Origin of the sequence: Sinanaerobacter chloroacetimidivorans, assembly GCF_018128545.1 — a bacterium.
In the GTDB taxonomy this organism is placed as follows: domain Bacteria; phylum Bacillota; class Clostridia; order Peptostreptococcales; family Anaerovoracaceae; genus Sinanaerobacter; species Sinanaerobacter chloroacetimidivorans.
The window spans coordinates 228,898-248,643 of record NZ_JAGSND010000004.1; the positions used below are offsets into that span (position 1 = coordinate 228,898).

Sequence of the window (19,746 nt, forward strand, 5' to 3'; positions counted from 1 at the left end):
GTTTTTGTTTTGCTTTTTTATTGTTTTCTTTAAGTTATCTATATATTTCAATAATGTGCATGCTTAAATAAAGAAGGGTGGAGATATCCAATGATAAAAGATGCACAAATTTTATTCGTTAATTTAACCGACAAAAGCTATAAGGCAGAAAGACTGCCGGCTGAAATCTACCGGAAGTATCCCGGAGGTTCTTCGCTGGGTATGTACTTGATGCTGAAACACATGGACCCAGCGGTAGATCCGTTGTCACCGGACAATATGCTGATCTTTTCCGTATCCCCGCTGACAGGGATTCCGATCAGCGGACAAAGCCGAATGTGTGTGACCACGAAGAGCCCGCTGACAGGTACTGCGGGAGACTCCCAGGTTGGGGGCTTTATACCGGCACATGTAAAAGGGAATGGATATGACGCCATCGTGTTTACCGGAAAAGCAGACACACCCGTGTATGTGTATATTGATAAGGATAACATCCAGATCAGGGATGCACAAAAAATGTGGGGAAAGGTTACCGGAGAAGCAGAGAAGCTGATCGAACAGGATCTGGGCGAATCAAAAATCGAATCCTCCATCATTGGACCTGCCGGTGAAAATCAAGTACTTTATGCAAACATCATGCATATGCGCAGCAGGGCAAACGGTAGGAATGGCGTAGGGGCCGTCATGGGTTCCAAAAACTTAAAAGCTCTTGTGGTAAAAAAACAGCCTTCTTCCAAGGCGGAAGATCCCGTTGGAATGAAGACGCTTACTTCGAATGTGAAAGAGAGAATGGCTGCGAATGAAGTGATTCTGGATACCGCTTTGAACGGGTCGGCGGGAGTGGTGGATTTCCACGGCGCCGAAGGTTTTCTGCCCACGAACAATTGGGAAAGCGGCGTTCTGGATGATTACATAAAGACGGCTGGAACGACGATTACAAAAAACATATTAAAGGAAAGAGATACCTGCTTTGGTTGTGCCATAAGGTGCAAAGGAGTGGTTGAAGTCCCGGGCAAAGCCGATCCTGAATATGGCGGGCCGGAATACGAAACCTGTGCAACCTTTGGCTCATACTGCGGAAATACGGATCTGGGAGATATCTGCCAAGCCAATCAGCTGTGCAACATGTACGGACTGGACACCATCTCCTGTGGAGCCGTCATTGCTTTCGCAATGGATTGCTATGAAAAAGGTTTGCTGACAAAAGAACAGGCAGATGGATTGGAATTGAAATTCGGCAGAGGAGATGTTTTTGCTCCTCTGATTCGAAAAATCGCTTACAAAGAACCGGGGATCGGTGATCTTCTCGCACAAGGCAGTGCCAGAGCCGCCGCTCTGATCGGAAATGGCGCTGAGGATCTCGTGGTGACCTGTAAAGGACAGGAATGGCCTGCCCATATGGTTCAAATGAAACCCAACCTGGCTATCAATTATGCAGTTAATAATTTCGGTGCAGATCATCAATCCTCCGAACACGATCCTACCCTTATGGCGGCAGACGATTCCAATGACTGGCAATGGGCCAATATGCTTGAGTCTTTCGAAAAGAGTGATGCCTATGGGATTCTTGATGCAAACAAATCCAAGTTCGCCCTGGCAACTCAGAAATTCTATTCCATGCTGGATACTCTCTGTCTATGCCAGTTCGCATGGGGGCCTTCCTGGCAGCTTTACGGACCAGGGGATCTGCTGGATTTCTGTAAATATGGAATGGGATGGAACACTTCCATAGCGGAGCTTCAGGAGATCGGAGAACGGCGTATTAATATGATGAGAATGTTTAACGTGAAGCTGGGCTATGGCCGAAAAGACGATACATTGCCGAAAAAAGCCTTTCTCCGCATCCCGTCCGGGCCTAACAAAGGCGTAGGCATTACGAAGGGGGATTTTGAAAAAGCTCTTGATGCTTACTATGAGTTTGCCGGATGGGATAAGGAAACCGGGATACCCAAAGCCGAAACCCTGCAGAGGCTCGGCCTTGAATGGCTGCAATAGTCGAAAGGAGCTCCCGGCATGAGTGAAATATTGGGAAACCCTGGGAAAATAAAGGTTCTCATCAATAAAGAAGAAGTTATTGTTGAGGAAGGAACTGTCATAAAAAGTCTGCTTGCCGAACGTGGAGCAAAATCACGATCGGCCGTATGGGTAAACGGAAGACAGCTTTTGCTGGCTGAATATGATACCTATCAAATACAGGACGGCGACAATATCAAAATTTTACGAGTTGTAGCCGGAGGATAAATTAGTAAGAACACCTCTATCGTGATGCGCAGATCTGCACGTAGAGGTGTTTTTTCTTTGGCATGAACTTGGTTTTTGAATACATAAACGGGCTCTAACAAGGTAAAACTTTCAGAGGAGGCATGATATTCAGCTGCTGCTGATCCTGTCGAATCCGCCGATGAAGCGGCACATGTTGCTGACAATAAACCTTGACACAGCAAAAAATAAAAAATATAATACTATCAAATAGTTTGATAATCAAAGTAATAATATAAAGATAATAAGGAGGAATACTTTGGGGGTTGGAATCATTGGAACCGGTAAAGCATTACCGAATTTAAAAGTAGAAAATCAAAAGCTCACAGAGCTGGTAGATACAGATAATCAATGGATTATAGACAGAACCGGAATCGAAGCAAGGCATATTGCCACAAAGGAAACCGGTGTGGATTTAGCCGTTGCCGCATCAGAACAGGCATTGGGTGATTTGGACCGGTCATCTATCGGGCTGGTGGTTGTTGCCACGGTTACACCGGATATGCTGGTACCATCTATGGGTGCTCTGGTGAAAAAGGAACTGGGGCTGGAAAACGCTGTTGCTTTCGATATCAATACTGCATGCAGCGGTTTTATATATGGACTATGGGTTGCAGAATCCCTGATGAAAAATGGAGCAGTTCCCGGCGGAAACAGCGGAAATCAGATTAATCGCGCATTGGTAATTGGCGTTGAAAGGTTGAGCCGAATCGTAAACTGGAATGACAGAGGTACCTGCATTTTATTCGGAGACGGCGCCGGAAGCGCGGTACTGGAATTATCCGAGAGCAAACCAGGAATCCTGGGCAGCTACGTAAAAAATTATGACGATGTTACGAACTCGTTAACTTGCGGAATTGAATATATCAAAACACCGTTCACGGAAGAAGGGCCTCAGGATAATTTCCTGAAAATGAATGGAACCCAGGTCTACCGCTTTGCGGTTAACGCAGTGGGCGAAGTGATGGATAAAGTGCTGGAGATAACCGGAGTCAGCCCCGATGAGGTAAAATATTATGTTCCTCATCAGGCAAATATGAGAATTATTAATTCTATCGTACAGAGATTTAAGCAGCCTATTGAAAAATTTCAAGTCAATATTTACAGTACAGGCAACGTATCTGCTGCAAGTATCCCCATGGCATTATCTGACTTGATGGCCACTGGAAAGGTCAAGCCGGGAGATAAAATCATGATGGTGGGATTCGGCGGCGGACTTAGTGCCGGAGCTATACTTTTTGAAGCTTAGAGGAGATTATAAAAATGGTAGATATCAGTGAACTTCTTGGAATAAAGTATCCCATTATACAAGGTGGTATGGCATGGATTGCAGACAGCTCTCTGGCAGCAGCAGTAAGCAACGCAGGCGGACTTGGAATTATAGCCTGCGGAGGAGCTGAAGGGGAGTGGGTTAGAAATGAAATCAGAAAAACCAAAGAGCTTACGACGAAGCCCTTTGGTGTAAACATAATGCTCCTTAGCCCTTTTGTGGATGATATTATGGATGTGGTCTGCGAAGAGGGTGTCCCTGTGGTTACCACAGGGGCAGGGAATCCTGGAAAGTACATGAACAGACTGAAAAGCTGCGGGATTAAAGTGATTCCCGTGGTTGCATCTGTTGCTCTGGCTATTCGGGTGCAACGTGCCGGAGCCGACGCCGTCATTGCAGAAGGACAGGAGGCCGGAGGTCATATCGGTGAAATAACCACCATGGCGCTGGTTCCTCAAATTGCAGATGCGGTATCCATACCGGTAATTGCAGCAGGAGGAATCGCAGACGGCAGGGGAATTGCAGCAGCCTATATGTTAGGAGCAAAAGGCATACAGGTAGGAACCCGATTCCTTGTTGCAGAGGAATGTACCGTATCGCAGCCATACAAAGACATGGTTCTGAAAGCAAAGGATACAGATACGGTAGCTACAGGAAGAAGCACCGGACATCCTGTAAGAGTACTGAAAAATAAACTGGCAAGAGAGATCCTTTCCCTGGAAAAGGTCAATACGGATCCTGCAGAGATCGAAAAGCTTGGAACCGGCAGATTGCGGGCTGCAGTAAAGGACGGAGATGTCGTCAATGGTTCCGTAATGTCAGGACAAATTGCAGGTTTGGTTCATAAAGAACAGAGTGCAAAAGAAATCATAGAAGAAATGTTTCAGGAGGCATTAGAGATATATGAAGATAGGACTACTATTTGCAGGGCAAGGGGCACAATACTCAGGAATGGGTAAAAGCTTGTATGAAAATACAACGGAAGCCAGAACGATATTTGATCAGGCTGGTGAAGAGATTAAAGAATGGTGCTTTGAGGGTTCTAAAGAAATACTCAGGCAGACAAACGTTACCCAGCCATGTATTTATACTGTTACCATGGCCGCATACGAGGCGTTTCTAGGAGAAATGACCAATCTTGACGAAGATATGCTCAATTCCATAACCATGCAGGGAATGGCAGGGTTCAGCCTGGGAGAATATGCGGCGCTTACAGCAGGAGGCGTCATTCAAGATTTTCAAACAGGTCTGCAAATTGTTAGGCAAAGAGGCCAATGGATGAGTGAAGCGGGTAAAGATGAAAGCGGAGAGAGCAAAGGCGGAATGATTGCAGCCTTCGGCGATAGACATAGAATTCTTGACTGTGTGGAACAATCCAGAGAAGACGGAATATTGGAAGGCGTAAACTTTAACTCCCCTGCACAGACCGTTGTTGCAGGGGACAAGGATGCACTGGAAAGATTTAAAAGTAAGGCGAAAGAAATGGGACATATCAAAGCGGTGTCGTTAAGTGTAAGCACTGCTTTTCACAGCCCGATGATGATGCCAATGGCGGAAAAGCTGAAGGGATTGCTGCAATCTGTATCACTTGCGGCTCCTGCATCTAAAATTTACTCCAATATTTCGGGTAAGGACATCATGGAAGGATCCCACGGAGATGCTGGAGAATGGCTGGCCGATATCATGGCCAAACAGGCTATGAGCCCGGTATATTGGCAGGAAATTATCGAAAATATGAAGGCCGATGGTGTGAACCTGTTCATAGAAATCGGGCCGGGAAATACGCTGTCCGGATTGGTTAAGAAAATAGATTCCGAACTTATCACTATGAATGTGGATGATTATGATTCTTTAATGAAAACTATAAATGAGCTAAGAGGCTTAATCTCGGCAAAGACTGGAGCGGAAATCAGCAGCCAGGAAAGAAAAGAAGGTGAAGGAATATGATATTGCAAGGGAAGAGTGCGGTCATCACGGGAGGCGTAAGAGGAATCGGGAAAGCCATAGCGGAAGAATTCTGCAAAGAAGGCGCCAATGTTCTTTTGTGCTATAGAAGCAATGATGATGCAGCAAACAAAACCGTTGAAGAATTAAAAAAATATGGTACCCGGGTAGAATTGCTGAAAGGTGATGTTGCCGATGCTCAGCATGGCGAAGAAGCAGCAAAGAAGGCGGCAGAGCTCTTTGGTAAGGTAGATATTTTAGTTAACAATGCGGGGATTACAAAGGATAAGCTGATGATGAGAATGACCCCGTCAGATTTCGATCAGGTTGTTCAGGCCAATCTCAACGGCAGCTTTTATTTTCTGAGAGCTTTTGCTCCGCTGATGATCAAGCAAAAGAGCGGAAGAATCATTAATATTTCTTCCATCGTAGGATTGCGGGGCAATCCTGGCCAGGTGAATTACAGTGCTTCCAAGGCAGGGATTATCGGCATGACTCTTTCGGCGGCCAAAGAGCTAGGCAGAAGAGGAATTACGGTGAATGCAGTAGCTCCGGGTTATATAGAAACAGAAATGACAGACGTTTTAACAGAAGAGCAAAAGGGAAAAATGATGGAGATGATCAGTCTTGGCAGAATGGGTAAGGCTGAGGACGTAGCCAAAACAGTGACCTTTTTAGCTTCTGAAAATGCCAGCTACATCACAGGTCAGGTGATCGGTGTTGACGGCGGCATGACAATATAGACTCGGTTGAATGATATAAGGAGAGCAGAAGAATATGGAAAGAAGAGTTGTCATTACCGGCATGGGTGCTGTCACCCCTCTTGGTAATAATGTAAAGGAATTCTGGGAAGGAATTAAAGCAGGAAAGAATGGCATTGATACCATTACTCATTTTGATCCTACCTTACAGAAAGCGAAAAATGGAGCGGAAGTCAGAAATTTTGAGTTTTATGATAAGAAAGACGCTCGAAGAACAGACTTGTACAATCAGTACGGGGTCACTGCAGCATTAGAAGCAATGGCTGACAGTGGTCTTGTAAGCGGTGAAAATATTGATCCGGGCAGGCTCAGCGTTTTGGTGGGATCCGGAATCGGGGGCATTATGACCCTGGAAAACGAAGTACAGAAAGCTATCGATAAAGGAATTACAAGGGTTTCCCCTTTCCTGGTGACCTCGGTTATCGGAAACATTCTGGCAGGTAATATCGCCATTGTTTGCAAGGCATATGGAAGCTGTCTTGGAATTGTAACGGCATGTGCGACAGGAACCAACGCCATTGGAGAAGCCTATCGATCCGTGAAGCATGGTTATACCGATGCGGTTATTGCCGGTGCTTCCGAGGCCCCTTTTGCTCCGGTATGTTTTTCAGGCTTTGCCAATATGACTGCGTTGTCCACCAGACAAGATCCTAACAGATGCTCCACTCCTTTTGATAAAGAACGAGATGGCTTTGTTATGGGAGAGGGTGCAGGAATTGTTATTGTAGAAGAATACGAGCATGCAGTTGCGAGAGGCGCGCATATCTATGCAGAAGTTGTTGGCTATGGAACTACGTGTGATTCTCATCATATCACCATGCCGCATCCGGAAGGGAGAGGCGCTTCCGAAGCCATGGAGCAAGCCATTGAGGACGGCGGAATAGAACCAAAAGAAGTATCCTATATTAATGCACATGGAACAGGTACTCCATACAATGACCTTTTTGAAACAAAAGCAATTAAAAAAGTTTTTGGAGAAGCTGCCTACGATATTCCGGTGAGCTCAACCAAGAGCATGACAGGCCATTTGCTGGGAGCAGCGGGGAGCGTGGAAGCAATCGTCTGCATCAATGCCATGCTGGATGGAGTGATTCCTCCTACCATAAATCTGGAAGTACCGGATGAAGAGCTGGATCTGGACTATGTACCCGGTGTGGCCAGAAAGAAAGAGTTACGGTATACCATGTCCAATTCATTGGGCTTTGGAGGACACAATGGTTGTCTGCTGTTTAAGAGGTATGAAAAGTGATATTAAATAAAGAACAGATTAAAGAGATCATACCCCATCGGGATCCTTTTCTTCTCATTGATGAAATTGCCGAAATGGAGGAAGGGAAGCGGGTTGTTGCGATAAAATACGTAAGCGCTGATGAATACTATTTTCAAGGGCATTTTCCTCAGGAAAAGGTTATGCCGGGGGTCCTGATCGTGGAAGCCTTGGCTCAGGCTGGAGCCGTTGCCATTTTATCCATGGAAGAGCATCGCGGCAAGATCGCTTATTTTGGCGGAATCAAAGATGCAAAATTCCGTCAGAAGGTACACCCCGGAGATTGCCTGCGCCTGGAAGTAACCCTGGACCGATTGAGAAGCAAGGCTGGATACGGAAAGGCCGTTGCTTATCTGGGTGATAAAGTAGCCTGCCAATGTGAAATTATGTTTGCAATTGGGTAAAGGAAAGGTGAACGGGCATGGAATTAACTAAAAAATTGAATGAAATACTGGTGAGCCTGTTTAACAGTGTGTTGAAGATGGAAGAAGATGCAATCAAAGAATCTTCCCGACATAATCTTTCTATTACAGAGGTGCATACCTTGGCTGCAATCGGAGCAGGAAAGGCCAAAACCATGACCCAAGTGGCGGCAAGCTTGAAAATCAGTGTAAGTACGTTGACAGTAGCAATCAATAAGCTTGTCGATAAGAAATATGTAAATCGATTTCGTGTACCGGAGGATCGCCGAATTGTGAAAATAGAATTGACGCAGGAAGGAATCGAAGCGGTACAGGAACATGAAGACTTCCATAATGCGATGGTGGGCGATGCCATAGCAGCTTTGAATGAAGAAGAATTAAAGCTATTAGTACAATCGCTGGATAATATTAATGAATTTTTTAAAACCCAAAGATTAAAACCGATAAGGAGTGATGAACCCTTGAAACTTGTACCTCTTATGCTGGGGCAGTTAGAAATTCCTGTACCTATTTTCCAGGGCGGAATGGGAATTGGGGTTTCCTTGTCCAGGCTTGCGGCAGCAGTTGCCAAATGCGGCGGTGTCGGCGTGATCTCCACAGCCCAGTCAGGGTACCTGGAGCCGGATTTTGCCACAAATACGAAAGAAGCAAACTTAAGAGCTTTAAAAAAATATATAAAAGAAGCAATAAATGAAATAAAAGATGTTCCCAGAAAGGGTATCATCGCCGTCAATGTTATGTGCGCTGCAAGACATTACGAGGAGACTGTTGAAACTGCTATTGAGGCAGGCGCTCAGATGATCATATCCGGTGCCGGTCTTCCTACCTCTCTGCCGGGTATCTGCAAAGGCAGCAAGGTAAAACTGGTGCCTATCGTATCCTCTGCAAGAGCAACGGCACTGATTCTCAAAAGCTGGGCGAAGAAATATAACCGTGTTCCCGATGCTGTTATCTTCGAAGGACCTATGGCCGGCGGTCACTTAGGGTTTAAAGAAGAGCAGCTGGAGGATGCTCAGGAAAAATTTTATCAGTCCATCATGGAGATTAAGGCGGAACTTCAGGATCTCCCCAATTGTCCGCTCATCGTCGGAGGCGGAATCTATACAAAAGAGGACGTTCAGAAAGCGCTTTCCTATGGTGCTGATGGGGTCCAGCTGGGAACCAGATTCGTTACGACAGAAGAGTGCGATGTTCACCCAAAATTTAAGGAAGCTTATCTGAAGGCAAAGAAAGAAGATATGGTAGTGATCAAGAGTCCGGTGGGTATGCCGGGAAGAGCCATTGCAACACCTTTCACGAAAAAGGTGGAACAAGGTAGAATTCCCCCGGAACGCTGCAACGGATGCCTGATTCCGTGCAAGGCTGACGTAGCGCCTTACTGCATTACCGATGCTTTGATACGGGCAGCCAAAGGCGATGTTGAAAACGGCCTGGTATTTTCCGGCAGCAATGCCTACAGAGCGGAAAAGATCGAAAAGGTTGAAGATATTTTCCGGGAGCTCACATCATAAATGGGGATTACTGAACAACCCACAAAAATAAAAGGAATCCCTAAATAATATACAAAATAACGAACAGAATCCTGTTCCGAACGGATGAGACCGTCGGTATATGGATTCTGTTTCTATTTGACAGCAATATTATTTCTTTTATGTAAAATATGAAGAACCGATGAACAGCTCTTTTTGGAAGAGATGGCTGAATTAAAAGAGTACTACGCAGTTTCTTCCCTTTTCTTTGGCTCGGTATAGAGCCCGGTCAGACCGAGTCATGAGCTCTTCAAGAGAATCTTTTCCAGGTCGGTGCAGGGTAACCCCTATGCTGATATTCAGGTGTACCGGAGTGCCGTCGTGGTGAAACAACCGTATTTTTTCAACATTATGACGAAGCCGTTCCGCGACCTCTAATGCTTCTTCTTCCCCTGACACCGGAATGAATGCGGCAAATTCCTCGCCGCCGATTCTTCCCAGCAGATCCGTATCACGGAGGGTGTCTTTACATGTCTTTGCAACCACCTTTAAAGCCACATCTCCCAAGGAATGTCCGAAGGTATCGTTAATCACCTTAAAGTGATCCATATCCAGCATGAAATAGGCCATTCCCTTTGAATGATTGTTCATGCACCGTAACTCCTGCTCTGCCATTTTAATAAAATAACCCCGGTTGTAAATTTCGGTAAGCATATCGTAATGTGCTTGCTGCTTTAATTCATCTTCCAGCTTTTTTCGGTCCGAAATATCTCTGATTAAACTGATCAGGTGCGGTTCGCCCTGAAGTTCAATTCTTTTGGAGGAAATTAAACCGGTAAAGGTGTCACCATTCTTCTTGCAAACGATCATTTCAAAGTTATCGCAATAACCCGCCAGGTCAATTTCGTTGAGGAATTTGTCCCGTTCCTCTTTGCTTTGCCAAAACCTGATTTCCGTAGTAGTTTTGCCGAGAACCTCCTTCTTTTGGTATCCTGTCACTAAGGAAAAATTTTTATTTACATCTATAATTTTGCCGCTCTCAAAGTGCGAAATCATAGCAATATCAGGGCCTGTGTCAAAGATGACAAAGAAATGCTCCTGAACCTGCTCTTTTTCTCTGTGGATTTTTTGATTGATCATGATTACCAGGGCAAAAGCCCATAATATGCTGCAGGTTATGGAAAGCAGGAACAGGCTTGTCTGAAAAATCGACGGTAAAAAAAATCCTTCGTTAGGATAAGACAGGGAAGCTACCGACCTGATAACCAAGAAAACAGCATAAAGAAAAAATAATATGCTCAAAATTCGTGATGAAATTTTTATGGTTTTGATATTATGATTCCAAAGATCAAATACCGTAATGAAGGAGATGGCTGCTGCCGCCAGAGAAAAGACAGCAGATCTGCTGCTGGTGCTGTCGTTCACAACGGAAAAATACAGCAGCGCCAGATTGCTGACGGTAAAAATTAGGATCAGCATTCTTTGTTTATCTTTCTTCTCAAAGAAGATGGAGACGCCCTGGCTGATCAGCAGGATGCCCAGCAGAATCAGCGCATCACTGATAAAAATCACGATCCAATTACTGAAGAAGAAGTGTCTGATCAGAAGGAATAAGGAACCTGCGGCGATACCGGTATAGCCAAAGGCCCAAAATATAACAGAGGGCAGGTTTTTACTGATGGTCGACTGCAGAAACAACCCTATCGCCACAAGGGTGCTGGTGAAAGAAAGCAAAAAACAAAGTGTTGCAATATCTAAATACATAACGACTCCTTATCTTAGATCGAGAATCAGAAACAGCAGAATCATTTATGCTTTAAATACCCTCTTGTAAATATTTCAAAATCAGTTTTGGGAAAAATCAGGTAAAAATTTAACGGGTTGCATTACTGTAATAATAAAGCGTACCTCAAGCAGAGCTACGCTTTATTTGTTATCAGTTCATCGATTTAAAATGCAGAATTACTTTTGCTGCTGACAAATGTGGTGCAACAGGTTCCGTCACTGGTTCTGGCCCTTCCGTCACCCATTGCGTTCACTTCTATGCTGTCGGCTACGCACATTTTGTTGTCATTATATTGACAGTTGGTTACACTGCATTTTACCGGCATTTTTTTATCCATTTTTCACTACCTCCTTATGAAATTTCACTATGAATTAACCTCGTTGCTAGTTTGCCCGCTCTGTAGAATTTCATAATTTGTTTATTAAAATATTGTGAAATAAAAAAATGATTCTCATAATTGATTGGATCATTAAGCTGTTATGAAATCTCCGCCGTTGATGTGTATGATTTGTCCGGTGGCATATGCTGAATCATCAGAGGCCAGAAATACATAGGCAGGGCCCAGCTCCACAGGTTGGCCGGCTCGTTTCAGAGGGGTATCCGAGCCAAAGGAGGCAACTTTATCCGCGGTAAAAGAAGCTGGAATGAGAGGTGTCCATACAGGACCCGGAGCTACGCCGTTGACCCGTATTCCCTTACCAGAAAGAGAAAGTGCCAAAGAGCGTGTGAAGCTGACGATGGCTCCCTTTGTTGCAGAATAGTCTAGTAACTGTTCATTTCCCTTAAAGGCTGTCACAGAAGCAGTATTGATGATGGTACTTCCGGATTTCAGATAGGTTAATGCTGCTTTTGTAACATGAAAAAAAGAGAAAATATTCACTCGAAAGGTATCTTCTAACTGCTCTGATGAGATATCCTCAAGAGAATACTGTGGATATTGGACGGCAGCATTATTGACAAGTACATCCAGCTGACCAAAGGTAGTAATTGTATCCTCAACTACTTTTTTACAAATAGTTTGATCCCGTAAATCTCCGGCTATCAAAAGGCATTTTCGTCCATGGGATTCGATGAAAGCCTTCGTTTCTTCCGCGTCCTGCTGTTCATTCAGGTACGAAATGGCAATGTCTGCACCTTCCTTTGCAAAAGCGAAAGCTACTGCTCTGCCGATACCGCTGTCACCGCCGGTGATCAGTGCCACCTTTTTACTTAGCTTTCCACTACCGCGATAATTCGGATCATCAAAAATAGGCCTTGGCTGCATAAGGTATTCCAAGCCTGGTTGAGCAGACTGATGCTGAGGCGGAAATGAATGGGGATACTGGTTGGGTTCAGCGTATTGATGTGTGTAAGGATTATTTTTAGCCATAAATTTCTCCTTTCGTAATACGCTTTTATGTTATGTAATTAGATCGCGGATATACTGTAATAATCCCCATAAAACAGATATTTTTCGAAATCGGCCATCGTATTGAGATTGACGAACATCAATCCATCTGGATCAAATTCCTGAACTGCATCCTCAGGGACATAAAGCATTTCTGCCCTGCCGTAAAGCTTGTAAAACTGACGGTATCCCAGGTTAAGCTGGTCCATGATAGGAGCGGTTAATTCCCTGCTGTAGAATGCATTCAAGGGTTCGAACAGGCCTCGGGTTGTAGTCAGAATACCTCCCGTCATATGGGATACGGCATTCAGTTGTTTTTTCAGATAACGGATATAGGTAAGATTCACAAAGGGCATATCGCAGCCTGTAAAATAAGTATAGTCGCTTTCCGAGGCTGCAAGCCCGGCTAAAATGCCGGACAGCGGCCCGCATCCGGTGATTTTGTCAGAAATCACTTCATAAGGTGAATCTTGATAAAGGCTCGGAGTATTGGAGTTTATCAAAACACGGTCAAATTCCTGAGAGAGCTGATCTGCAATATAAACAGCAATCAGGCGGCCGCCGATGGTGATGCTCTGCTTATTAAATTTCATTCTTTTACTGTTTCCGCCGGCAAGAACCACGGCGGTATCCATTCTTTTCATCATCTACACCTGATTTCTTCCTCAGATACTGATTTCTCGACCATAATTCGTTCTTATTTCATCGATCCTGATCCAATTCCTTTAGATATCCGGATTCCAGATCCAGAAAGCCTTCCAGGAAATAAAGGCAGCCCTTGTAAAAATCCGTTTCTGCGTGGCTGACTGCGGCTTCCGTGTATTCCTTGATCCAACTGATGATATGGTCTGACATGAACTGGTTCTGCAGATGGATCAACTCCTTTAAAGAATCCGGTTGAGCAAGCATCTTTAAAATCAATACCCGGATAAAATCAAGCTGGATACTGAAAAAGTCCATTGTATCCCCTGAATGTACCGGAATATAACCCGAATCCTGGTAAATTCTTTTTAGATTCAGCTGTAAATTAGAGGACTTCAGGCCCTTTCTGTATTGATTTTCATAGGGAGCCCGGAGACTGCCCTGGTATGGGGCCCGAATCAGTTTTGTTCGGTCAACAGCCAAAGCCTCAATGAGTTGATGCGGCCGGTCCTTTCCTTCGAAGGATACGGCGTTTTTGTTCTTTTCAAGAAAAGAAAAGATCAAGTCGATTCCTTTGGTAAGAGAAGGATGGTTCACTTGCCTGTACTGGCTGAAAAAGTGAAAGGTTTCATCGGAAAAGAGCACCTTCAGAAAACTTTCATCAGGCAAAGTCATGAAGATTCCGATCAGCATATCATAGGTTTGAGACCTTCGCTGAGCTATGGTGACGATATCATGGACTGCAAGTTTCAAAATAAAACCTCCTTTATATTTTTAAGAATCACAATTCCATAGGTGATAACAATAATGAAGCTGAGCCCGCATATGAAATTGCCGATTTCCAGTATAGAAGGGTGGTACGGCGGCTGTTTTTCGAATCTGCAGTAGGGAGCCGGAAGCACCGGATCTTTTTGGAAGTGGATGACCGACTCGTATTTCTCCACAAAGACCGAAACCAGTACGAGAATGGCAACGGCAGCATCCACCGCTATCAGTTCCTTCAGCACGATACCCCGGCATAAAAGCACAAAGAGGATAACACCGGATAACATTACGGAAATCAAATTATGGGGCTTTTTTCCTCCAAGCACCGCACTGAGCAATCCCCCCAGGGAAAGGATAAAGATGAACGCCGTGGCAAGGATTAGCAGGTTGAGAATCCGACTGTAGTACGGATTTCCAATGGAGCAAAGCAACAGGATCGCAGTGCCGCTCCAAAGGGCGCAGCCGATAATCACCGTTGAAAGGAAGGGCTGGGAGTGATATCCGGCTGATACTCTTGAAATAAACAGCAGGCTGTGGGAAACTGTGCAAAGAAGCCCTGTCAATAAAACCGCATAGGCCCATATCCTTAAAATCAGGGGGATATTCATCCATAAACCGAAAGTAAAAAGGAAACTTAAAATTGTCAGTGCTCCAAGGGTCAGAAAGTCCAGTGTCAATGGGGATGTAAAATTCTTGCCGATAAGGATTCGCAGAGCACGCAGCGGTTTTCCCAAATCGGCGCCCATTAGCAGCTGTGAACTGATGAGACAGGCAAAGGCAATGGATGATGCAAATTGAAATAAGGTTTTTGGATAATCCTCACCCAGGAATAAAATCATTGCGGAAAGCAGGATCAGAATTCCCGTACCGAAAGAGGAGAGGGCAAAAAAGCCCTGGATATTCAAGCCCCATATATATTTATCGTTCAGTCCGGTTTTATTGAGACCGAAAAATACCTGATAAAGAACAGTAAGTCCACTGAAACAAAAAATGATCAGGGAAACACCAAATAGGATCCAGTCAAAAATCTCCATATTCATCCTCCTATCCGTTGATGTAGTAAACAGAGGGCTCCGTACCCAGCTCCGCACGAAATGGAAGGGCCCCATGCATGGAAATAAGCTTTGAAATCTCGCTGTTCGGATCTTCCAAATCACCGAATACCCTTGCCCCGGAAAGGCAAGTATGTACACAGGCAGGAGGAAGACCTTCTGCGACCCGGTCAATGCAGAAAATGCATTTTACTACCGTACCCTTTTCAAATTTCCTGTATTTTTTATTTTCAAAAGGGGTAGGGTTTTGATTTTCATAATATTGATTTACCTGCCAGATGAATTGACGGGCCTCATAGGGGCAGGCGATGATACAGGCTCTGCACCCGATGCATTTATCGGAGTCTGCCGTTACAATGCCGTTTTCATGCTTTTCTGTTGCCCCTGCCGGACAAACCTTCATGCAAGGCGGATTTTTACAGTGCATGCAGGGCATAGGAAGATACTTCATCTTCGAAGACGGATATTTGCCCGTTTCGTACTTTTTCGTTTTATTAAAATTGATTCCGGCAGGTGTCCCGTTCTGCCCGCGGCAGGCAATGGTACAGGCATTGCAGCCTACACATTTCCTTAAGTCTATCAGCATACCGTATCTCATTGCTTTTTTCCCTTTCTCTTAACGATTTTCACCTTGGGTGCCATTTCCTGACCGGCACTTACCGGATCCAGAGTATGAATCTCCGTAGATATCAAAGCATTGAAATTGGGCCCTTTTCGATTCAGCGGGTTGCCGTGCTTGTTACCTCCGCCGTAACCTCCGGAAATTCCCAGGGTATCCGGATGGAAGAGCTCAGAAGTTCTTACAATTCCATCGATGGAACCATATCTGGAAGAAACGGTAACAGGGTCGCCATCTTTCAGCGCTTTTTTCTTTGCCGTTTCCGTGTTGATGCAGATCACCGCTTCGAAAGGATCCGCTTTATAAAGCTCAGCCAGCCATGGGTTCCCCACTACATTTCCTACGTCACTGGAGAAGTAGGGGGTTTTCCAGTTGATTGCCCAAAGATCGTATTCGGAAGGAGCATTGCTTTCCGAATTTTTTACCCAATAAGGGATCGGCTTATATAGATCAAAGATTTCGTTCTCATCCTGCACGCCGGGGAAGGTAATACCGTTGGCACGCAGGTTCTTTTTCAACGTATCTCCGGTATTTTTTAAATGCTGAAAATAGAACTCGTGCTTCGTCTGATTCCCGGGATAATAATAATAGAGATAGAAATTCTTTTTAGGCTGCCAATAGGCTTTATATCCTGCTTTGTTTAACTCCTCGAAGCCTGTTCCGTCTCCGAATTTCCAACTGCGAATCTGCCTGTCAAATAATTCAGTCAGAGTATATCTGGTGTTCAGATCCAGCTTGTATGGGTCCTTTAAATTGAGGCCGTGATCTTTAATAATCCAGTCTTCTCCATGGTTGATGCAGTCATTAAGGCCGTCTTCGCCGTATAAAATACCGATTCGTTCAGCCAGTTCCATAAAGATATCATCTACGTGCATCGTATTGAACAGGGTAGGCACCGGCTGCCTCATCTGTATCATCTGCAGCCCCGAGACTTCATTGGAGATGGACTGGTGCTGAGGATAAAAAGGTGCCACACGGAGCCGCTCCAAAAAACTGTGCTCAGGCAGTAGAACATCAGCCATAATGGCCGGTTCATCCATATGATAGGCAATGGAAACTGAAAATGGTATTTTCTGAAAAGCCTTTACGTACTTTTCCGGCTCCGCATTCATACGGATGGGATTTCCTCCTACGGAGAACCAGGCTTTTACCTCGTAATCGATATAGTATTTTTCAGGCTCTAATATGGCATTCACAGCCAGGTGGGGCGTGGTGTGGCAGTTTGGGAAAAACTCCTCCAGACCGATATGATCCGGCGGGTAATGGAATTCCTTCGGAACTGCTTCATAGCCGGGCTTCATGGTTCCGTCATCTCCGGGTTCTATGGCTAGAGCGCCTCGGTAGCCGGAGCCCAGACAACCTCCGGGAACCTCTATATTCCCAACCAGCATGTTGATGATTTTTCCGGTGAGATCTCCATAGGTTCCCCCTTTATGATTGGTGACATTTCGTTCGGTATTTAAGGATACCGGACGGAAAGGGAATACAAAGCCGTCCACTTCGATGGTGCTTCCAATTCTTGCGTGGGAAACAAAGTCATGGGCAATGCGCCGAATGGTTTCCGCCGGTATGGTGCAGATGCTTTCCGCCCACTCCGGCGTGTAAGTGATGAAGCCATCGCGTACTAATGTAAAGGCGGTATGAAGGATCTCATTATGGTAAGGATAAGACCCTTCCAGGGCAGGAGAAGCACCTTCCGTATCAAATGGAACCGCTGACCCGGTATTGAAATCCCAGATTAACGGTTTGTTTAACTTTTCATCCCGTTTATAATTACCGTCTGAACCGATTAAATAGCAGGAATTGGTCCGGTTGATCAGAAACTCCCTGTCATAGGTTTGGATTTCATAAAACATCGTGTGGGCCATGGCCAGCAAAAAGGCATAATCGGTGCCCGGCCGGACGGGTATCCACTCACCTTTGGAGGCTTCATAGGAGCATCTGGGGTCGATGCAAATAAGCTTCATGCCTCGTTCCAGGGCTTTCGTCAGCTTTCTGGTCCCTCCGGTGGTAGCAAAATTCGGACCGAGAGAACGGCCTAAGGTAATGTGATATTCACAATATTCCAGATCCACGATAGAAACGGGAAAATTTCCATGAATCAGTCCTGTGGCGTAATGCACCGTGCAGAGAGGCCCATGGGAGCCGATCTCATTGGGAGTTCCATAGGCAACCCGGAAGGGAATCCTCAGGATGGTATCTCTTTCTCCCCAGCCTTCGCAGATGACAAGGCCTCTTGGATCTTCATCCCTGACCTTTTTCAACTCTTTTGCTACGATGTTCAGCGCTTCATCCCAGGATACTTCCTTCCATCTGGGATCAACATCAAGGCCCTTTTGCGGGTTGGTTCTTACCATGGGAACCTTAACTCGGTAAGGGTTGTATAAGCTCATGATGGCCGAATTTCCCCTGGGACAGAGGGAACCGTAGTTGGGAGGGACATCATCCCGGCCCTCTACCTTTACAACCACACCGTCCTCCATATGTACCAGGGTGGCGCAGTCTCCCTGCATACAGTGTCTGCACAACCCGTATAAGGTCTTTTTCTCGCCGATTTGTGAAGGATCCGTCTCCTTCCATTCATAGGGAGATAACAGCATGCTGTCGCTGAAATCCTTATTGAGCAGCATATCCGTATATCGTTCAATGACCGTATTCATTGAAAAGCCTCCTTTATAAAAATTGGGTAACCTGTTTGTCTAGAGCTTCACTGCTCTTTGAAATCACAGGATCCACATACTTTACAATAAACTGTTCTTTCAGGTATTCCGATGCCAGCATGGGGCCCCCGATATGGAAATGGTAATGGCCGTGAACAAAATGCTTTAACAGCGTGGCAAGTATTCCAGTCACCTTTGTCTTGCCAATCATAGCAACAGCATAGAGAGGGCCGATGGAGATCATGGAACCATGAAATTTAGGTTCGTATGACTGCAGTGCTTTTCCCTCCAGAATATGGCAGATATTCAATGCAGCCGTTTCGCCGGACTGCATAGCATTCTCAACAATTTGCGGTAAGGGTTTGTCTTTGTAAAGATAGGATATGGTATCCCCTGCGCAAAAAACAGTTTCATGCTGTATGGATTGCAAAAACTGGTTTGATTTGATACGATTGCGATGATCCAAATCAATATCCGCTTTTTGAATATAGGGGTTCCCTTTGATCCCTGCGGTCCAAATTAAGGTTCCTTCAATCACCTTATCGTTGCTCAGGAAGATTTTTTTGCCGGAGGTTTGCTGAATGCTGCAATTGGTTAGCACCTCAACCCCTAATTTCTTAAGATACTTCATTGCCTGCTGTATGATGCTGCTTTTCAGGTTTCCTAAAATAGAAGGCATGGCCTCGATGAGATAGATGGATACATCCTCCTGAGGCACCGCGAATTTCCTGCATAAAGCTTTGCAGTAGCCGGACAGTTCGCCCGCCATTTCTACGCCGGTAAATCCGCCGCCGGCCACGGCAAAGGTGAGAAGCGTCTGGCGAAGCTCTCTGCTGTCCGTTGCGGAGGCCTGATAGAAACAATCATGGATATGATCCCGCAGCACTACCGCCTCCTTATAGCTCCAAAGCTTGAAGCCGTAATGTTCTACTCCTTGAATCCCAAAGAATTCAGGACGGCTGCCTGTAGCAATAACCAAATAGTCATAGGAATAGCAATGGGAGGCTGATCTCAGTTCTTTTTCGTCGAAATCAATATTTAGAATTTCATCTTGTATCAATAAGAAATTTGGTGAATGGCTCTTGAAGATATCGTCATAGGATATTCTCAGCGCTGAAGGACGTACTCTACCTGCTGCAGCTTCATGAAGCTCAGTAAGCAGCGTATGATATGAATTTTTTTCGATTAGTGTGATTTCCACATAAGAAGAGGTGCCCAGCTTCTTTTGAAAGGCCTTGGCGGCTGCGATTCCGCTGTAGCCACCTCCGAGAACGATAATTTTTTTTGTTTCCATACCCTTTTCCTATCGAGGAATCCAAATCCTCATATAAATAAAAATTTAACTATCATCCTCAGTGTAAGATGAAAAAGGAAAGGAAACAAATACAGAATCTCAATGGGTATAAGAATAATAAATGATAGGAATAGAAAGGGAGCAACGGATGATTCGAAATAATCAAAAAT

The 19,746-nt window shown here is 45.0% G+C and carries 18 protein-coding genes; 9 read left to right on the forward strand and 9 right to left on the reverse strand.

Features of this window, described 5'->3' with window-relative positions; all coding sequences use genetic code 11:
- The first annotated feature begins 90 nt into the window (after nt 1-90).
- The 9 genes from KCX82_RS08505 (at nt 91) to KCX82_RS08550 (ending at nt 9,413) form a co-directional block, all read left to right on the forward strand.
- A complete protein-coding gene (locus KCX82_RS08505; protein WP_227018029.1) occupies nt 91-1,974 on the forward strand; it encodes an aldehyde ferredoxin oxidoreductase family protein in 1,884 nt (627 codons plus the stop codon).
- Nucleotides 1,975-1,992: 18 nt separating this feature from the next.
- Nucleotides 1,993-2,220: a sulfur carrier protein ThiS gene (gene thiS, locus KCX82_RS08510; RefSeq protein ID WP_227018030.1), complete on the forward strand. Its 228-nt coding sequence runs from the start codon at nt 1,993-1,995 to the stop codon at nt 2,218-2,220.
- 277 nt (nt 2,221-2,497) lie between these two features.
- A complete protein-coding gene (locus tag KCX82_RS08515; RefSeq protein ID WP_227018031.1) occupies nt 2,498-3,487 on the forward strand; it encodes a 3-oxoacyl-ACP synthase III family protein in 990 nt (329 codons plus the stop codon).
- Between the two features lie 14 nt (nt 3,488-3,501).
- Entirely contained in the window at nt 3,502-4,467 is a 966-nt protein-coding gene (gene fabK / locus KCX82_RS08520; RefSeq protein WP_227018032.1) for an enoyl-[acyl-carrier-protein] reductase FabK, read from the forward strand.
- Nucleotides 4,412-5,455 carry an ACP S-malonyltransferase gene (locus KCX82_RS08525; protein WP_227018033.1) on the forward strand — a complete coding sequence of 348 codons (1,044 nt, stop codon included), beginning with the start codon at nt 4,412-4,414 and terminating at the stop codon, nt 5,453-5,455. Before fabK ends, KCX82_RS08525 begins: the two co-directional genes overlap by 56 nt.
- Nucleotides 5,452-6,195 carry a 3-oxoacyl-[acyl-carrier-protein] reductase gene (fabG, locus tag KCX82_RS08530; protein WP_227018034.1) on the forward strand — a complete coding sequence of 248 codons (744 nt, stop codon included), beginning with the start codon at nt 5,452-5,454 and terminating at the stop codon, nt 6,193-6,195. Before KCX82_RS08525 ends, fabG begins: the two co-directional genes overlap by 4 nt.
- A gap of 34 nt (nt 6,196-6,229) precedes the next feature.
- Nucleotides 6,230-7,462, forward strand: coding sequence for a beta-ketoacyl-ACP synthase II (gene fabF, locus KCX82_RS08535; protein WP_227018035.1), 1,233 nt, complete (start codon nt 6,230-6,232; stop codon nt 7,460-7,462).
- Nucleotides 7,462-7,884: a 3-hydroxyacyl-ACP dehydratase FabZ gene (gene fabZ, locus KCX82_RS08540; RefSeq protein WP_227018105.1), complete on the forward strand. Its 423-nt coding sequence runs from the start codon at nt 7,462-7,464 to the stop codon at nt 7,882-7,884. Before fabF ends, fabZ begins: the two co-directional genes overlap by 1 nt.
- Nucleotides 7,885-7,901: 17 nt before the next feature.
- The gene (locus tag KCX82_RS08550) at nt 7,902-9,413 is read left to right on the forward strand and encodes a nitronate monooxygenase (RefSeq protein WP_319633337.1); all 1,512 of its coding nucleotides are present in this window, start codon (nt 7,902-7,904) and stop codon (nt 9,411-9,413) included.
- Between the two features lie 192 nt (nt 9,414-9,605).
- Here the strand turns inward: KCX82_RS08550 and KCX82_RS08555 are convergent, their stop codons facing one another.
- The 9 genes from KCX82_RS08555 to KCX82_RS08595 all read right to left on the reverse strand — a co-directional run bounded on the left by KCX82_RS08555 (nt 9,606) and on the right by KCX82_RS08595 (nt 19,576).
- Entirely contained in the window at nt 9,606-11,135 is a 1,530-nt protein-coding gene (locus KCX82_RS08555) for a sensor domain-containing diguanylate cyclase (protein WP_227018036.1), read from the reverse strand.
- Between the two features lie 185 nt (nt 11,136-11,320).
- Nucleotides 11,321-11,494 carry a DUF1540 domain-containing protein gene (locus tag KCX82_RS08560; RefSeq protein ID WP_227018037.1) on the reverse strand — a complete coding sequence of 58 codons (174 nt, stop codon included), beginning with the start codon at nt 11,492-11,494 and terminating at the stop codon, nt 11,321-11,323.
- Between the two features lie 132 nt (nt 11,495-11,626).
- On the reverse strand, nt 11,627-12,526 hold the full coding sequence (locus KCX82_RS08565) for an SDR family oxidoreductase (protein ID WP_227018038.1): 900 nt from the start codon (nt 12,524-12,526) through the stop codon (nt 11,627-11,629).
- 38 nt (nt 12,527-12,564) lie between these two features.
- The gene (gene mobA, locus KCX82_RS08570; protein WP_227018039.1) at nt 12,565-13,191 is read right to left on the reverse strand and encodes a molybdenum cofactor guanylyltransferase; all 627 of its coding nucleotides are present in this window, start codon (nt 13,189-13,191) and stop codon (nt 12,565-12,567) included.
- A gap of 55 nt (nt 13,192-13,246) precedes the next feature.
- A complete protein-coding gene (locus KCX82_RS08575; protein WP_227018040.1) occupies nt 13,247-13,939 on the reverse strand; it encodes a TorD/DmsD family molecular chaperone in 693 nt (230 codons plus the stop codon).
- The gene (locus tag KCX82_RS08580; RefSeq protein WP_227018041.1) at nt 13,936-14,985 is read right to left on the reverse strand and encodes a hypothetical protein; all 1,050 of its coding nucleotides are present in this window, start codon (nt 14,983-14,985) and stop codon (nt 13,936-13,938) included. Before KCX82_RS08580 ends, KCX82_RS08575 begins: the two co-directional genes overlap by 4 nt.
- 10 nt (nt 14,986-14,995) lie before the next feature.
- Nucleotides 14,996-15,601, reverse strand: a complete 606-nt coding sequence (locus KCX82_RS08585) for a 4Fe-4S dicluster domain-containing protein (protein ID WP_227018042.1) — start codon at nt 15,599-15,601, stop codon at nt 14,996-14,998.
- On the reverse strand, nt 15,598-18,282 hold the full coding sequence (locus KCX82_RS08590; protein WP_227018043.1) for a molybdopterin-dependent oxidoreductase: 2,685 nt from the start codon (nt 18,280-18,282) through the stop codon (nt 15,598-15,600). The genes KCX82_RS08585 and KCX82_RS08590 overlap by 4 nt, the downstream gene beginning before the upstream one ends.
- Before the next feature lie 13 nt (nt 18,283-18,295).
- On the reverse strand, nt 18,296-19,576 hold the full coding sequence (locus KCX82_RS08595) for an NAD(P)/FAD-dependent oxidoreductase (RefSeq protein WP_227018044.1): 1,281 nt from the start codon (nt 19,574-19,576) through the stop codon (nt 18,296-18,298).
- Nucleotides 19,577-19,746 lie beyond the last annotated feature (170 nt).

Coding starts and splice junctions, on each gene's coding strand:
- KCX82_RS08580 (WP_227018041.1), bottom strand. CDS start 14,985: ATGGAGATTTTTGACTGGATCCTATTTGGTGTTTCCCTGATCATTTTT.
- KCX82_RS08595 (WP_227018044.1), bottom strand. CDS start 19,576: ATGGAAACAAAAAAAATTATCGTTCTCGGAGGTGGCTACAGCGGAATC.
- KCX82_RS08555 (WP_227018036.1), bottom strand. CDS start 11,135: ATGTATTTAGATATTGCAACACTTTGTTTTTTGCTTTCTTTCACCAGC.
- thiS (WP_227018030.1), top strand. CDS start 1,993: ATGAGTGAAATATTGGGAAACCCTGGGAAAATAAAGGTTCTCATCAAT.
- fabF (WP_227018035.1), top strand. CDS start 6,230: ATGGAAAGAAGAGTTGTCATTACCGGCATGGGTGCTGTCACCCCTCTT.
- KCX82_RS08565 (WP_227018038.1), bottom strand. CDS start 12,526: ATGGCTAAAAATAATCCTTACACACATCAATACGCTGAACCCAACCAG.
- fabK (WP_227018032.1), top strand. CDS start 3,502: ATGGTAGATATCAGTGAACTTCTTGGAATAAAGTATCCCATTATACAA.
- mobA (WP_227018039.1), bottom strand. CDS start 13,191: ATGATGAAAAGAATGGATACCGCCGTGGTTCTTGCCGGCGGAAACAGT.
- KCX82_RS08550 (WP_319633337.1), top strand. CDS start 7,902: ATGGAATTAACTAAAAAATTGAATGAAATACTGGTGAGCCTGTTTAAC.
- KCX82_RS08560 (WP_227018037.1), bottom strand. CDS start 11,494: ATGGATAAAAAAATGCCGGTAAAATGCAGTGTAACCAACTGTCAATAT.
- KCX82_RS08590 (WP_227018043.1), bottom strand. CDS start 18,282: ATGAATACGGTCATTGAACGATATACGGATATGCTGCTCAATAAGGAT.
- fabG (WP_227018034.1), top strand. CDS start 5,452: ATGATATTGCAAGGGAAGAGTGCGGTCATCACGGGAGGCGTAAGAGGA.
- KCX82_RS08505 (WP_227018029.1), top strand. CDS start 91: ATGATAAAAGATGCACAAATTTTATTCGTTAATTTAACCGACAAAAGC.
- KCX82_RS08525 (WP_227018033.1), top strand. CDS start 4,412: ATGAAGATAGGACTACTATTTGCAGGGCAAGGGGCACAATACTCAGGA.
- KCX82_RS08585 (WP_227018042.1), bottom strand. CDS start 15,601: ATGAGATACGGTATGCTGATAGACTTAAGGAAATGTGTAGGCTGCAAT.